Here is a 12885-nt window from a genome sequence, read left to right on the forward strand (position 1 = left end):
CGGCCCCTCGCCGTCCCTCACCCGGCCACGAAGTGGCTCGGCCGGCCCTGGTGGAACACCAGCCGGCCGAGCCGCTCGGCATCCGCCCGGTGCATCAACTCCCGCCGCCCATCGCGGTGTTCGAGCACACAGGAGTGCCAGGGCGTCATCCATGCGTCGGGCGCGTCGAGCAGGCGTATCCCGAACTTGGCCGAGCCCCGCGGCTGCGGATGAATGGAGAGCCGGAAGGCGCCCGGGTGGTACTCGCCGATCAGCTCTCCCCAGGCGCGGCTGCGCTGCATCACCCCGTAGGCGCGGCGGCGGCAGTCACGCTGCCACGCCGAACGGGTACCCGTGAACGAGACCGAGTCCTCCGCGAGGAAGCGGGTGATGCCCTGGTACAGGCGGCGTGTCGGTTCGTCGCTGCGCGTCAGGGACCGCAAGTCCTCCAATGCCGGGGCGTAGCGGTCCTGGACCAGGGCTCGTTTGGCGTCGTGCGACAGCCGCCGCCCGTAGACCTGGCGCAGGTCGAAGACGTCCAGTCGGGTCAGGCCCTCGTCGTGGATCAGCGCGCGCAGGGCGTCGGCGTAGGCATCGATGTCCCGGTCCGGCACGTGGATGAGATCGCTGAAGACATGCCCGTCCGAGCAGATGACCACCCGCGCCCCGGGCGGGTGGACGGCCTCCACCCGGGCGCACAGGGCGTCCAGGAAGCGCAGCGCCAGCCGTTCGCCCTCGTCGGGGAGGTGGCCGAGCACCTTGGCCGGATGGGGTGACTTGCAGGGGAAACCCGGAAGGGTGAAGACGAGGGGCGCGCCCGCCGCCACCGGCGCGGCGAGCTGCCGCAGTTGGGCGGGGAAGGCCTCGGGGGTGTCCACGTCCACGTCCACGTTCATGTTCATGTCCGTGTCCCCGTGGCCGAAGTCCAGGGTGCGGCGGTAGGGCAGCAGTTCGGCGAGCACCGCCGCGCCGCCGGCCGGGTGGCCGGCGGGCACACCGGGACGCGGTCGGGCCGGGCTGGTCAGCACGCGGCATCCGGTCCGTTCGTGACCGGGCAGGCGGCCCCTGTCCCCTCGGCGACCGGACGGGGGACGTCCGGCCCGTTCGTGACCGGGCAGGCGCCCGGTGCGCCGTAAGTCACCGGCAGCCGGTCGACCCCGCGCGCCAGTACCGCCGGGATCCAGCCCAGCTCGCCGTCCGGGACGGCGAGCCGCAGGTCCGGCAGCCGTCTCAGCAGGGTGCCCAGGGCGATCTGGAGTTCGATGCGGGCGAGTGTGGCGCCGGGGCAGAAGTGGATGCCGTGGCCGAAGGCGAGGTGCGGGTTGGGGGTGCGGTCGAAGTGCAGGGCGTCCGCGTCGGGAAACTGACGCGCATCGCGGTTCGCCGCAGACAGCGACACGATGACGGAGTCGCCCGCCGGAATCCGGGTCCCGTGCAGATCGGCGTCCTGGGCGAAGAACCGCCAGGTGGTCAGCTCGAAAGCGCTGTCATAACGGAGGAGTTCTTCGACGGCGCGGGGCAGCAGCTCCGGCAGGCCGGCCAGCTCCGCCAGGTGGGCGGGGTGGCGCAGCAAGGTCACCAGGGCGGTGGTGATCTGGTTCGTCACCGGTTCCTGCCCGGCGACCAGCAGCTGGAAAATCATCGAATCCAGCTCCTCCTGCCCGAGCGGGCCGTCGTCGCGGGCGGCCACCAGCCGGGAGAGCAGATCCTCGCCCTGCTCGGCGCGCTTGTGGACGACGAGATCGGCGATGTACTGCTGCAGCGCGCGCAGCCGTGCCTCGTACGCCGGACGACCCGGGTCCGCCGGGCCGACTGGCTGGACCACCTTGCCCCAGTCCCGGTCGAAGCGTTCCTCGAACTCCGGTGGCAGCCCGATGACTTCGGCAAGTACCCGGAACGGGAAGCGCCCGGCGAACACCTCGACCAGATCGGCCTCGCCGGCGTCCGGGAGGCCGTCGAGCAGGGCATCGGCCATCTCCTGGAACCGGGGGCGGAGCCCTTCGACGCGCTGTGGCGCAAAGGCATCGGTGATCAGCCGGCGCAGCGCGGTGTGCCGCGGCGGGTCCTGGTGGAGCAGATGCACCTGGAGCTGGGAGTGCTGGGGCTCGGGCATGATCGAGGCGCGGGCCCGCCAGGCCGCGTTGCCACGTGAATGGTGCTTGCCCAGCCGGACGTCGGTCAGCGCCTGGTGGGCGGCTTCGTAGCCCGTGACGAGCCAGGCGCACACGCCGCTGGGGAAGCGCACCCGGTGGACCGGGCCGCGTGCCCGCAGCTCGGCGTACAGGGGATAGGGGTCGCGGGTGTACTCCGGCCCGTACAGCTCTACGGGATCGACGGGAGCGAGGGCGTCGACTGCAGTAACGGGATCGGGGGGTGTGGGCATGGGTGTTCTCCTCAACGGGTGTCGGATGATGACGAACCACGCCCGGACGGCGCGGCGTTGGAGAGGTCGTGCGCGGGGCGTGCCGAGTTCCCGCCGGGGGCCGCGGATTTCGGCCGGGCGGCGAGCGGAGAACGGAGACCGACGGGCGGCGGCCGGTCCGAGGCCGAAGAGCGCACCGCCCAAACCCAGTTAGTCGGGCCCGGACGCAGGGGAGTTCCGGTGCGGGAACGGGAGGAACCTCACCCTCCGACGAGCCCCCGATCCGCCGCTCGGCACCGCCGCCACCTGCCACCATGACGCGATGCCCCGCTCTTCGGCCGACCGCAGTCGGCCCCCTCTTCGCCAGGCCGTCGCACGGCTGCTGCCCGCCCGGCCGGTCCTCGGCTTCGTCCTGCTGCTGGCGCTGCTCGGCACCCTGTCGTACGCGGCCGGTGCCGCCGCCGGTCCGGTGGCCCCGGAGCTGCATCCGGCCGGCGGCACCCGTCCGGGAGGCGGCACGCCCGCCGATGACGGTGACATGGGCGGGATGCACGGCATGGGCGGCTCGGCGCCTCGCCCCGTGCCGGGGGGAGCACCGCGATGACGCCGCAGCCCAGGCCCGGCCCCCCGTCGCCCGCTGACGCGGCCTCCGCCCCGCCCCACACCACCACCCTCACCATCGGCGGGATGACCTGCGCCGCCTGTGTGGGCCGGGTCGAGAAGAAGCTCGGCCGGCTCGACGGCGTCGCCGCCTCGGTGAACCTCGCCACCGGCCGGGCAACGGTCAGCCACCCGACGGCAGTGTCCGTCACCGACCTCGTCACCACCGTGGAGGCGGCCGGCTTCACCGCCCGGCTCCACGAGCCCGCCCCGGCACCGGACGCGGACGACCCACCGTCGTCCGAGGTCCGCCCGGGCGACTCGCCGTCGCCCGCCGCCCACCCGGATGGCGGGGAGGACCGCGCCCGCGCCGAGCGGCACCGGCTGCTGCTGACCGCGCTGCTCTCGCTCCCCGTCCTGTTGCTGTCGATGGTGCCCGGCTGGCAGTTCCGTAACTGGCAGTGGCTGTGCTTCGTGCTCGCCGCGCCCGTCGCCGTGTGGGGCGCCGCCCCCTTCCACGCCCGTGCGCTGCGCGGTCTGCGGCACGGCGCCGCCACCATGGACACCCTGGTCTCGCTGGGCGTCGCCGCCTCCTTCAGCTGGTCCGCGTATGCGTTGTTCCTCGGCGGGGCCGGTGCGCCCGGAATGACGATGCCGTTCAGCCTGCTGCCCGCGCCCGGTGACGGGGCCGCGCACCTGTACCTGGAAGCCGCCGTCGGGGTACCGCTGTTCGTACTGGCCGGCCGGCGGATGGAGGCCAGGGCCCGGCGCGGCACCGGGGCCGCACTGCGCGCGCTGGCCGAACTCGCCGCCAAGGACGTCGAGGTACGCACGGCCGACGACGGTGAGCTTCCCCCGGGGCGGAGCCGGGGGTGGGGGAGGCGCATCCCCGTGGACCGGCTGCGGGCCGGCGACCATTTCCTGGTCCGGCCCGGGGAGCGGGTCGCCACCGACGGCACCGTCGTGGACGGTAACTCCGCCCTGGACCTGTCCCTGATCAGCGGGGAGAGCCGCCCCGTCGAGGTCGGTCCGGGTGCGGCGGTCGTCGGCGGCGCGGTCAACTCCGGGGGTCTGCTGGAGGTACGGGCCGACGCGGTGGGCGCCGATACCCAACTCGCCCGGATCACCCGCCTCGTCGAGGACGCTCAGACCGGCAAGACCAAGGTCCAGCGGCTCGCCGACGCGGTGGCGGCCGTATTCGTCCCCGCCGTCCTGTCCGTCTCGGTCACCGTTCTGGGCTTCTGGCTCGGCGCCGGAGCCGACCCGCAGTCCGCGATCACCGCGGCGGTGGCCGTCCTCGTCGTCGCCTGCCCCTGTGCGCTGGGGCTGGCCACCCCGACCGCGCTGCTGGCCGCAACCGGCCGGGGGGCACAGCTCGGGATCCTGGTCCGTGGGCCGGAGGCGCTGGAGCGACTGCGCCGCATCGACACCGTCGTTCTCGACAAGACCGGCACTCTCACCACGGGCCGGATGAGCGTCACCGCCCTCACCGAGCGCACCGGCGGCCTGGACGCGCTGGAGGCACTGAGACTGGCCGCCATCGTCGAGCAGGGCTCCGAACATCCGCTGGCCCGCGCGATCGGCGCAGCCGCCGATGCCCGGCTGCCGGGAGAACAGCTGCCGTCGGGAGAACAGCTGCTGCCGGGAGAGCAGCCTGCGTCGGGAGAACGGCTGCCGTCGCGACACCTTCTGCCGCCGGTCGCGGACTTCGGTGCCACCCCCGGATACGGCGTCCACGGCACGGCCGACCGGCACCGGGTGGAGGTCACCCGGCCCGGCGACCTCAATGGCCTGCCCGCTCCGCTGCCGGAAGCGGTGCACACCGCGGAGGCGGCCGGCCACACCGCCGTCCTGGTCACCGTCGACGGCACCCCGGAGGCCGTCATCGCGGTCGGCGACGCCCTCCGCCCCGACAGCTACCGCGCCGTCGACCATCTGCGCCGCCTGGGGCTGCGGCCGGTCCTGGCCACCGGCGACCGGGCCGCCACCGCCCGAGCGGTGGCCGGTCATCTCGCCATCACCGAAATCCACGCGGAGGCCCGCCCCGAGGACAAGGCCGCCCTCGTCACCACACTCAAGGAGCAGGGCGGCCGGGTCGCCGTCGTCGGCGACGGCGTCAACGACGCGGCGGCCCTCGCCCTCGCCGACCTCGGGATCGCGATGGGCAGCGGCACCGATGCCGCGATCGGCGCCGCCGATGTGACCCTCGTACGCGAGGACCTGCAGGCCATCCCCGACGCCGTACGCCTGGCCCGGCGCACTCTGGGCACCATCCGCAGCAATCTCGTCTGGGCTTTCGGCTACAACCTCGTCACCGTGCCGCTCGCCGCCGTCGGCCTGCTCAGTCCGATGCCGGCGGCCGCCGCCATGTCCGCCAGTTCACTGCTCGTCGTGGGCAACAGCCTCCGGCTGCGCGCCTGGCGGCCGGCCGGGCCCGGCCGGCCGGCCCGCCGTCCCCACGGTCGGCGGCCCCCACCCCGTGGAGAGACCTCATGAAACGACCTTCCCTCCCATCCCTCCCGTTCCTTCCGTCTCTCCCATCCCTCCCGTCCCTCCAGTCCGTCGCCGTACCGCTGCTCACCTGTCTGGCGACCCTCGGCGCGCTCACCGCGTGGACCGCCGGCGGCAACGCGGGCAGGCCCGCGGAGCTGAGGATCCCCGAGGGCCGGGTGCTGATTCCCTCAGGAGCCGAGGCCACCGCCGCGTTCTTCACCGTCCGCAACACCGGCGGCGCCGATGACGTCCTGACGGGTGTCACCGGCCCCGCCGGCCACCGCGCGATGCTCAGCCGCACCGTCGACATCGGGCGCAACGCCCGGAGCATGGCGATGGTCCGGGAAGCCATCGTCCCGGCGGGTGGCGCGCTGACCATGACGCCGACCACCCTGGATGTCATGGTCAGCCCGCCGCCACGGCTCGCGCCCGGCGACCGGCTCACCTTCACGCTGCACTTCCGCCACAGCCCGCCACAGACCGTACGGGCCACGGCGGTACGTCCCGGCAGCTGAAATGAACCGCAGGGGCCTACGCCATGGGGGCCGCACGCCACGGGGCTGAATGTCACGGCCCCGCGGTGCCACGGGCCCCACGCCACGGGGCTCATGCCACGGGCCCCACGCCACGGGGCTCATGCCACGGACCCCACGCCACGGGGCTCATGCCACGGACCCCACGCCACGGGGCTCATGGACCGGCCCTTCGCCCGTCCACGAGCCCCGTCGCTCTGCCGTGCGCTCCGCGCCCGGTGCGCGGCCGTCAGGCCACGGCGTCCGCGTACGCCCGCGGTCCGTCGGCCCTCTGCAGGCGCTTCCCGTCCGGGCGCTCTCCCTGCAGGCGCTCCCCTTCCGGGCGCTTCCCTTCCGGGCGCTTCCCCGGCAAGCGCTCCGCCTCCAGGCGCTCCGCTTCCGGGCGCTCCGCATCCGTGAGCAACCCGACCAGCGTCTCCCGGGCGCGCGCCACACGGGACCGTACGGTCCCCACGGGACAGCCCATCACCCCGGCCGCCGCCGCGTACGGCAGCCCCAGCAACTGCGTGAGCACGAACGCCTCCCGCCGCTGTGGGGCCAGCGCCGCCAGCAGCTCGGCCAGCGCGACGCCCTCGTCGAATCCCGGCACACCCCGCGGCTGCACCCGCTCCGCGGCCGTCTGCCAGTCGTCCGTCGCGGCCAGCCGGGGCCGCACCGCCACGGACCGGATGCGGTCCGCCACGACCCGCCGGGCAATGGTCAGCAGCCAGGTCCGCGCCGACGACCGGCCCTCGAACTGCGGCAGACTGCGCAACGCCCGGACATAGGTGTCCTGCGTCAGATCGTCGGTCGCCTGCGGATCACCGCTGAGATGCGCCACATAGCGCCGCACATCGAGCTGCGTGGCCCGCACGAACTGCTCGACGGCCCGCTCGTCCCCGGTACGGGCGGCCAGCGCCCAGCCCGTCACCGCCTCGTCATCCCGCATCCCGCGACCGCCCCTCGCCGCGCCGCCGTGCTTCGGGGAGGATGGGAGCATGCTCTGCTCGCGCATCCGTACGGCACTCTCCGCCCGCCTCGACGGCGAGGAACTGCCTCCCGGGCTCACCCCCGGCCGGCTCGACGACCATCTGGCCGGCTGCCGGGACTGCCGGCGCTGGGACGCGCGGGTACGGGTTCTGACGACCGGCCTCGACCGCGCCGCCGCGCACCCCGCGGACGACCCGGCGGCCGCGGGGGAGCTGCTCGCCCGTCTGCGTGCGGTCTCCGCAGGACCGGCGATTTCCGGCATGCGAGATACCGCAACGGCAGGCACCGGCACGGCAGGCACCGGCACGGCTGGCACCGGCACGGCAGGCACCGGCACGGTGGGCTGCGGCACGGTGGGCTGCGGCACGGCGGAGACCGGCGGTACACCCGCCGGTTGACGCGGCGGCCGGCGGGCGCCCGCCTCCGTAGGCCGGCACGCCGGGAAGGGATGCGGGCGGCGGTACCACCGGCATCCGGACAGGAATCATCATCTGGAGTCCTTCGCATGATCCGGTCGCCGCGCGCGGCGGGGACCGGTGAAGTCGGAGCCGGGACGTCGCCGGGTGCGCTCGGCACCCGGCCGTCCCCCGGCTCTGGAGTTCGACCGTGCTGTCAGCCGACAGCCGGCTCCTGCGGTGGACCCCGCAACGATCTCGTATAGGCGAGCAGCAACTGCCGCACCGCACGCCGTGGTTCCTGACGGGCGGCGCGGACGGCGGGCCGCGGATCGGGCAGCAGGATCCGCAGGACGAGGACCAACGGCGCGAACAGCCAGGCCGACAGGCTCCGTACGAGCTGGAAGGCCGCCCGCTCGCCACCCCACAGCCACCCCGCGCTGAGCAGGGCGACCAGCAGGTGTGCCGCCAGCATGCCGGTGGCACTGCCGTGCATCCCCGGCATCTGACCCGCGTGGGCCATGCCGCTCATGCCACTCATGCCGTCCATGGCATCCATGCCGCTCATGGAGCCCGTGTGCCCCATATGCTCCATGTGCCCCATGCCGGCCATGTTCCGCAGGTGGCTCGCGCCGTCCGTCGAGGGCAGGGCCGCCCTCTGCTGATGCATCAGCTGGATCAACCGGGCGCTGCCATGCCCGGAGAGCTGCGTCCCCTCCGCCCCGCACAGCCAGGTCTCCGCCCACCGGCGCGCCAGTGAGCTCTCGTCGCCACCGGAACCGGCGACCGCCTGGCCCAACGAGAAGGCACTGTGCAAGGCCGCCTGGGTGCCGACGGTCAGCACCCCCACGAGCAGCGGCCCGCGTTCCCGGCCCGCGCAGCACCAGGCACCGGCCGCGGTCCCCACCCCGGCGACGAGCAGCATCCACGCGGGAACCACGGCATCCGACATCACCATGTGTCCCAGCGCGGCGAGCAGCACACACACGACCGCGAACACCGCGGCGCGTAGCCCCCTGAGAACCTGCCCCGCATCCATGACAGGCCCATCGTCGCACCCCTGCCCCGCGGCGGAGCGAGAGGGGCCCCGACGTGCACTTACCTGCCGGACGAGGAATTCGTGTCCGTGTCCCGGGCAAGCACGAAGGCCGGGGGAGGGAGCCGGGGTAGACCTCGGGACTGGGTCAGCGGCCGGGACCAGCTCTAGGCCGACGGGGGCCCAGGGCGCCCAGGGCCCAGGACACAGGTCCCGGGGCCAGGGCACGGGTCCCAGGGCCCACGGCGCGGGGCGCTCCCGGGGCGGTAGTTCACTGGCCCCGTCACCCGCCACGACCGTGCGGAGATACGGGGCGGGTCCACGGGATCAGCGCCGGGACGCGGGCGCGGTAAGCCTCGTAGGCGGTGCCGAACTGACCGGCCATCATGCCGTCCTCGATCCGGACCCGGCGCAGCAGCCAGGGGACGGCGATCGCCAGGTAGACGATCCAGATACCGAAGCCGCAGGCCAGCATCCCGCCGATGATCAGGCCGAGGAGGCCGGTGTAGATGGGGTGGCGGACCAGCCGGTAGGGGCCGTCGGTGCGTAGCTCGTGGTCTTCCCTGAGCATCGGGATGCCGGCCCACATGGTGCCCAGGACCCAGCGGGCCCACAGCAGCAGCGCGGTGGAGGCGAGCGCGAGCAGGGCGCCCGGGAGCGCGAGTTCCGGTTGCCAGTACTGGAAGTGGCGCCAGAAGGAGTGCGGAACGCGCCCGACCAGCACGCAGAACGCGCAGGCGCCCGCGATCAGCAGAACCCGCCGGGGCAAGGTGGCGCCCAGGCCGCGCAGCCAGCCGCGCGGACCGTTCTTGCTCCGCACCCCGAAGTAGAGAGCGCCCGCGATCCAGGCCACGAGGAAGACCGTGACGCAGCAGTTGGTGAAAGTGACGAGGAGGGAGTGCAGTGAGCCCATGCCCTCAGACTGCGCCGCGCGCAGCGCGGATCACCACCACCCACGGGTTGAAGCGGAGGCCCACCTACGGGTGGAGGCCCTTCGCTACGGATGGGCACCTTGCCGGCACCACGCCCGCCGGCGCGGGCCGCTCCGGGATGCGGGCACCCGCATCCCGGAGGAGCCCGGTCGCCGGCCCCAGGAGGTTGACGGCACCTCCCTCTCCCTACGGCCGGGGCCCGACGACCCTTTCCCCGTCCCGTACGGTGATCGCGACGGCCGGGCAGACATCGGCGGCGTCCAGCGCGCGTTCGTCCTCGTCGATCTGCTCCTTGAGCGGACGGGAATGCGTGCCGTCCAGAACGAAGAGGTCCGGCGCGATGGCGGCGCAGGATCCCGAGGCCATGCACTGCCCGGGGTCGATCTCCAGCTTCCAGGTCATCCCTTCACCACCCCACCGGCATGACCCGGGGGCCGCGCACCAGCATCTCGCTCTTCCACACCACATCGCCCGCCAGCCGCAGATCAGGGAACCGGGTGATCAGGGCGATCAGCGCCTCCTGCAGCTCCAGCCGGGCCAGCGGCGCGCCCAGACAGTGATGGACCCCGTGACCGAATCCGAGGTGCTGGGTCCCGGCCCGCGAGATGTCCAGCGTCCCCGGTGAGTCGAAGCGCAGGGCATCCCGGTTGGCCGCGCCCACCGCCACCAGGACCGGAGTCCCGGCCCGCACCAGCGTCCCGCCGACCTCGACGTCCTCCGTCGCGTAACGGGGCTGGCTCGCGCCGCTGCCGAGCGGTACGAAGCGCAGTAGCTCCTCCACTGCCCCGCCGATCAGCTCCGGCTTTTCGCGCAGCAGGGTGAGCTGGCCCGGGTGGTCCAGCAGCGCCAGCACGAAGTTGGGAATCTGCGTGGCCGTGGTCTCGTGCCCGGCGACCAGGATGCCCACGCACAGGTCGACGAGTTCGAGTTCGGACAGCCGGTCGTTGACGTCCCGGGCATCGATGAGCGCCGTCATCAGATCGTCCTGCGGCGCGCGCCGGTGCTCCTCGATCAACTTCCGCATATAGGCGCGGAGTTCTTCCTGATTGGCGTCGAACTCCGCCGCGGTGAGGGAACTTGTCGACAGCGCGGCGTCACTCCAGACCCGGAACCGCGGCCGGTCCTCGGCCGGGACGCCGAGCAGGCGGCAGATCACCGCGACGGGGATGGGCAGCGCATAACGGTCCACCAGGTCGGCGGGCGGCCCCGCCGCCGCGAGCTCGTCGAGCAGTCCGTTCGCCAGTTGCTTGACCTGCGGCCTGAGCTTTTCGACCTGCCGGACGGTGAAGGCCTTGGCCACCAGGGTGCGCAGCCGGGTGTGGTCGGGCGGGTCCATGCCCAGGATGCCGCTGTCGCGTCGCCCTTCGGACTGCCGGGGCTCGTCGTGCCGGACACCCTCGGCGCGGCTGAAGCGCTGATCGCCGAGGACGAACCGGGCTTCGGCGTACCGGGTCACGAGCCAGGCCGGCTCGCCGTACGTCATCCGGACTTTCAGCAGCCCCGGACGGTTACGGGCGTGCTCGTACTCCTCGGAAAGCTCAAGGCTCTCGGGGACATTGAAGGGGTAGGAGAGGGGTGCTGTGTCGGCTGTGGTCAAGGTGACCTCCCTTGTGTAAGCACCTGCTTACATAAGGTAGGACGCCCCCCTCGGGCCGGTCAACGATGGATTGTGGCCGTCATCCTGACGGGCCAACGGAGAGGAGCGTGGCGATGGCGGAGTCCCCGCAGCACGGCGCGGAGAGCACATACCGCCGTAGTGCAGAGGGCACCCGGCTGCGGTTGCTCGACGCCGCGTCGGAGCTGTTCGCCGAGCGCGGCTACGAACGGGCGACGGTGCGCGACATCGCGGCCCGCGCCGGGGCCAATCAGGCCCTGCTGTTCCGCTACTTCGGCTCGAAGCGGGCGCTGTTCGGGGAAGTCATGGCACGTGGCGGCCACGAGCAGCTGCGCACCACTCCCGCCGAGCGGCTGTTCGAGGTCGCGCTGCGCGGCATGCTGGCCGGCGGCCGGGAGGAGGGTGCCGACCGCGCGCTGGAGGTGTGTCTGCGCTCCATCGGCGGCAGTGACGAGATCGCGGAGGCGCTGCGGGGGCTGGGGGAGGAGTACGCGGCGGTGCTCGCCACACTCTCCGAGTCCGATACCGGGACCTTGCGGGGCGATCTGGCACTGTCCTGGCTGCTGGGAATTGGCCTGATGCGTGTGGTGGTCGGCAAGGAGCCGCTGGCGAGCGCCGATCCCGACACGGTGTGCCGGCTCGTGGTGGGCGCCCTGGGCGGCCTCCTGGAGAGCCTGCCGCAGGCCGACGGGGCGGTGACCGGGGAAAGGGGCCGGATTCCGGAGTGAACAAGAGGGCCAAGGCGTGGGCCGTTGGGGTGCGTGCTGCGTTCCAGTGACTCTGCGGCGGGTCGCGGGGAGATGGGTAGAACTACCCTTATTGTCACTTTTGCAGAGAATATTCTTTTTCTGCAGAGTCGAGTGAAGGTGGAAACATGCTCCCTTCGATCCCTCGCGGCCTTGCCGTGGCCGGTCTGGCCGCGGCTGCCCTGGTGGTGCCGACGGCAGGCGCTGCCACCGCCGCAACCCCGGTCCCCAGCAGCTCACAGAGCGCCAAGTGCTACTCGCACCACTGCGACAGGGGCCACTACGGCGACCGGCATCACTACCGGCATCATCACCGCCACCACGGCCACGGTCGCGGCCATGGCCGCTTCGGTCACGGTGGCCACGACGGCTACGGCCACGTCGGCGCCCGTGACGACGGCTTCGGCCGTGACAGCGGCTATGACCGCGACAGCGCGGGGCGCGACGGCAACGGGCGTGACGGACTCGGCATGGGCAAGGACGGTATGGGCAAGGACGGCATGGGCAGGGACGGTCTGGGCAGGGACGGCCTGCTCGGCCTCGGCCTGCTCGGCCTCCTGTAGGAACTGTCGGCCGGTCATGCGGTGGGCCCGGGATCGTGATCCCGGGCCTTCTGCATGCCGTGTCACACGCCGTGTCACATGTCGTGCCGCATGCCGTGTCATGTGCCGTTTTCCGCCGGCCTCCGTGGCTCGGGCGGGGCCGGGGTGTTGAGGGGTGCAGGACCCGGCGGGAGTGCCCGGCAATGGGAAGAATGCATTCCGCCCGTCCACCCCGTCACGCTTCACCGTTCAACGTTTTCGGATTCCGGTGAATCGTTGTCATAAGTCGTGCGGAGTGGCAGGATTGCGCTGTCACATCGCGAATGGGGGATTTGCGACCAACGGGGACGGGGGAACGGCCCCAGCTGCGGAGAACGCACCTGACCCGTGCGTCGGCCAACAAACCCATGGGTAACTCGCCTCTGCGAGTGCACTCGCTTTGTGCTGCCCATTTTCAATGGTTTGGATTCTGGCCCGTCGCGACGTATGGGTGGCCGTGCGCCGGCCTGGAATGCCCCGGCGCACGGTATCCCGGGAACCTGCCTGAGGAGTGAGAAGGGGGAAGTCTGTCTTATGCTCAACTTCGGGACGGTTACCGGAGAAACGGGCCCGTCAGGCATTGGGCGGCCAGCGGGGAGACGTTCCCGGAACGGTGCGCAACGCCCGCCGGGAACAGGAATCCC

General features: G+C 72.6%; 13 protein-coding genes. 6 read left to right on the forward strand and 7 right to left on the reverse strand.

Going from position 1 to position 12885, the window contains the following annotated elements; translation table 11 throughout:
- Positions 1-17: 17 nt before the first annotated feature.
- Together ACGFR7_RS19650 and ACGFR7_RS19655 are read right to left on the reverse strand one after the other, a co-directional pair.
- Complete coding sequence (locus ACGFR7_RS19650; RefSeq protein WP_393321011.1) at positions 18-1004, reverse strand: L-tyrosine/L-tryptophan isonitrile synthase family protein; 987 nt, start codon at positions 1002-1004, stop codon at positions 18-20.
- Complete coding sequence (locus tag ACGFR7_RS19655) at positions 1001-2362, reverse strand: cytochrome P450 (protein ID WP_393320510.1); 1362 nt, start codon at positions 2360-2362, stop codon at positions 1001-1003. Before ACGFR7_RS19655 ends, ACGFR7_RS19650 begins: the two co-directional genes overlap by 4 nt.
- A gap of 301 nt (positions 2363-2663) precedes the next feature.
- Here ACGFR7_RS19655 and ACGFR7_RS19660 point away from each other — a divergent pair, with 301 nt between their 5' ends.
- The 3 genes from ACGFR7_RS19660 to ACGFR7_RS19670 are packed head-to-tail and all read left to right on the forward strand — an operon-like array spanning position 2664 to position 5949.
- A complete protein-coding gene (locus ACGFR7_RS19660; RefSeq protein WP_393320513.1) occupies positions 2664-2945 on the forward strand; it encodes a hypothetical protein in 282 nt (93 codons plus the stop codon).
- Positions 2942-5437, forward strand: a complete 2496-nt coding sequence (locus tag ACGFR7_RS19665) for a heavy metal translocating P-type ATPase (protein ID WP_393320516.1) — start codon at positions 2942-2944, stop codon at positions 5435-5437. Before ACGFR7_RS19660 ends, ACGFR7_RS19665 begins: the two co-directional genes overlap by 4 nt.
- Positions 5434-5949 (forward strand): copper chaperone PCu(A)C, encoded by a 516-nt coding sequence (locus ACGFR7_RS19670; protein ID WP_393320519.1) that lies wholly within the window; start codon positions 5434-5436, stop codon positions 5947-5949. The genes ACGFR7_RS19665 and ACGFR7_RS19670 overlap by 4 nt, the downstream gene beginning before the upstream one ends.
- Before the next feature lie 247 nt (positions 5950-6196).
- On the opposite strand, the gene ACGFR7_RS19675 is transcribed toward ACGFR7_RS19670, so the two are convergent.
- Positions 6197-6895 carry a sigma-70 family RNA polymerase sigma factor gene (locus ACGFR7_RS19675; protein WP_393320522.1) on the reverse strand — a complete coding sequence of 233 codons (699 nt, stop codon included), beginning with the start codon at positions 6893-6895 and terminating at the stop codon, positions 6197-6199.
- 49 nt (positions 6896-6944) lie between these two features.
- Between ACGFR7_RS19675 and ACGFR7_RS19680 the strand changes: the two genes are divergently transcribed.
- Positions 6945-7334, forward strand: a complete 390-nt coding sequence (locus ACGFR7_RS19680; protein ID WP_393320525.1) for a zf-HC2 domain-containing protein — start codon at positions 6945-6947, stop codon at positions 7332-7334.
- Between the two features lie 214 nt (positions 7335-7548).
- Here the strand turns inward: ACGFR7_RS19680 and ACGFR7_RS19685 are convergent, their stop codons facing one another.
- The 4 genes from ACGFR7_RS19685 to ACGFR7_RS19700 form a co-directional block, all read right to left on the reverse strand.
- Positions 7549-8370 (reverse strand): PE-PGRS family protein, encoded by an 822-nt coding sequence (locus tag ACGFR7_RS19685; RefSeq protein WP_393320528.1) that lies wholly within the window; start codon positions 8368-8370, stop codon positions 7549-7551.
- 280 nt (positions 8371-8650) lie between these two features.
- Entirely contained in the window at positions 8651-9280 is a 630-nt protein-coding gene (locus ACGFR7_RS19690; protein ID WP_393320531.1) for a methyltransferase family protein, read from the reverse strand.
- A gap of 205 nt (positions 9281-9485) precedes the next feature.
- Complete coding sequence (locus tag ACGFR7_RS19695) at positions 9486-9701, reverse strand: ferredoxin (RefSeq protein WP_393320533.1); 216 nt, start codon at positions 9699-9701, stop codon at positions 9486-9488.
- 4 nt (positions 9702-9705) lie between these two features.
- Complete coding sequence (locus tag ACGFR7_RS19700; protein WP_393320536.1) at positions 9706-10896, reverse strand: cytochrome P450; 1191 nt, start codon at positions 10894-10896, stop codon at positions 9706-9708.
- Positions 10897-11009: 113 nt separating this feature from the next.
- Here ACGFR7_RS19700 and ACGFR7_RS19705 point away from each other — a divergent pair, with 113 nt between their 5' ends.
- Entirely contained in the window at positions 11010-11642 is a 633-nt protein-coding gene (locus ACGFR7_RS19705) for a TetR/AcrR family transcriptional regulator (RefSeq protein ID WP_393320539.1), read from the forward strand.
- Positions 11643-11788: 146 nt separating this feature from the next.
- Positions 11789-12223: a hypothetical protein gene (locus ACGFR7_RS19710; protein ID WP_393320542.1), complete on the forward strand. Its 435-nt coding sequence runs from the start codon at positions 11789-11791 to the stop codon at positions 12221-12223.
- Positions 12224-12885 lie beyond the last annotated feature (662 nt).

The organism is Streptomyces sp. NPDC048516 (assembly GCF_043199875.1).
In the GTDB taxonomy this organism is placed as follows: Bacteria; Actinomycetota; Actinomycetes; order Streptomycetales; family Streptomycetaceae; genus Streptomyces.

Coding starts and splice junctions, on each gene's coding strand:
- ACGFR7_RS19675 (WP_393320522.1), bottom strand. CDS start 6,895: ATGCGGGATGACGAGGCGGTGACGGGCTGGGCGCTGGCCGCCCGTACC.
- ACGFR7_RS19695 (WP_393320533.1), bottom strand. CDS start 9,701: ATGACCTGGAAGCTGGAGATCGACCCCGGGCAGTGCATGGCCTCGGGA.
- ACGFR7_RS19660 (WP_393320513.1), top strand. CDS start 2,664: ATGCCCCGCTCTTCGGCCGACCGCAGTCGGCCCCCTCTTCGCCAGGCC.
- ACGFR7_RS19690 (WP_393320531.1), bottom strand. CDS start 9,280: ATGGGCTCACTGCACTCCCTCCTCGTCACTTTCACCAACTGCTGCGTC.
- ACGFR7_RS19685 (WP_393320528.1), bottom strand. CDS start 8,370: ATGGATGCGGGGCAGGTTCTCAGGGGGCTACGCGCCGCGGTGTTCGCG.
- ACGFR7_RS19655 (WP_393320510.1), bottom strand. CDS start 2,362: ATGCCCACACCCCCCGATCCCGTTACTGCAGTCGACGCCCTCGCTCCC.
- ACGFR7_RS19680 (WP_393320525.1), top strand. CDS start 6,945: ATGCTCTGCTCGCGCATCCGTACGGCACTCTCCGCCCGCCTCGACGGC.
- ACGFR7_RS19665 (WP_393320516.1), top strand. CDS start 2,942: ATGACGCCGCAGCCCAGGCCCGGCCCCCCGTCGCCCGCTGACGCGGCC.
- ACGFR7_RS19705 (WP_393320539.1), top strand. CDS start 11,010: ATGGCGGAGTCCCCGCAGCACGGCGCGGAGAGCACATACCGCCGTAGT.
- ACGFR7_RS19670 (WP_393320519.1), top strand. CDS start 5,434: ATGAAACGACCTTCCCTCCCATCCCTCCCGTTCCTTCCGTCTCTCCCA.
- ACGFR7_RS19710 (WP_393320542.1), top strand. CDS start 11,789: ATGCTCCCTTCGATCCCTCGCGGCCTTGCCGTGGCCGGTCTGGCCGCG.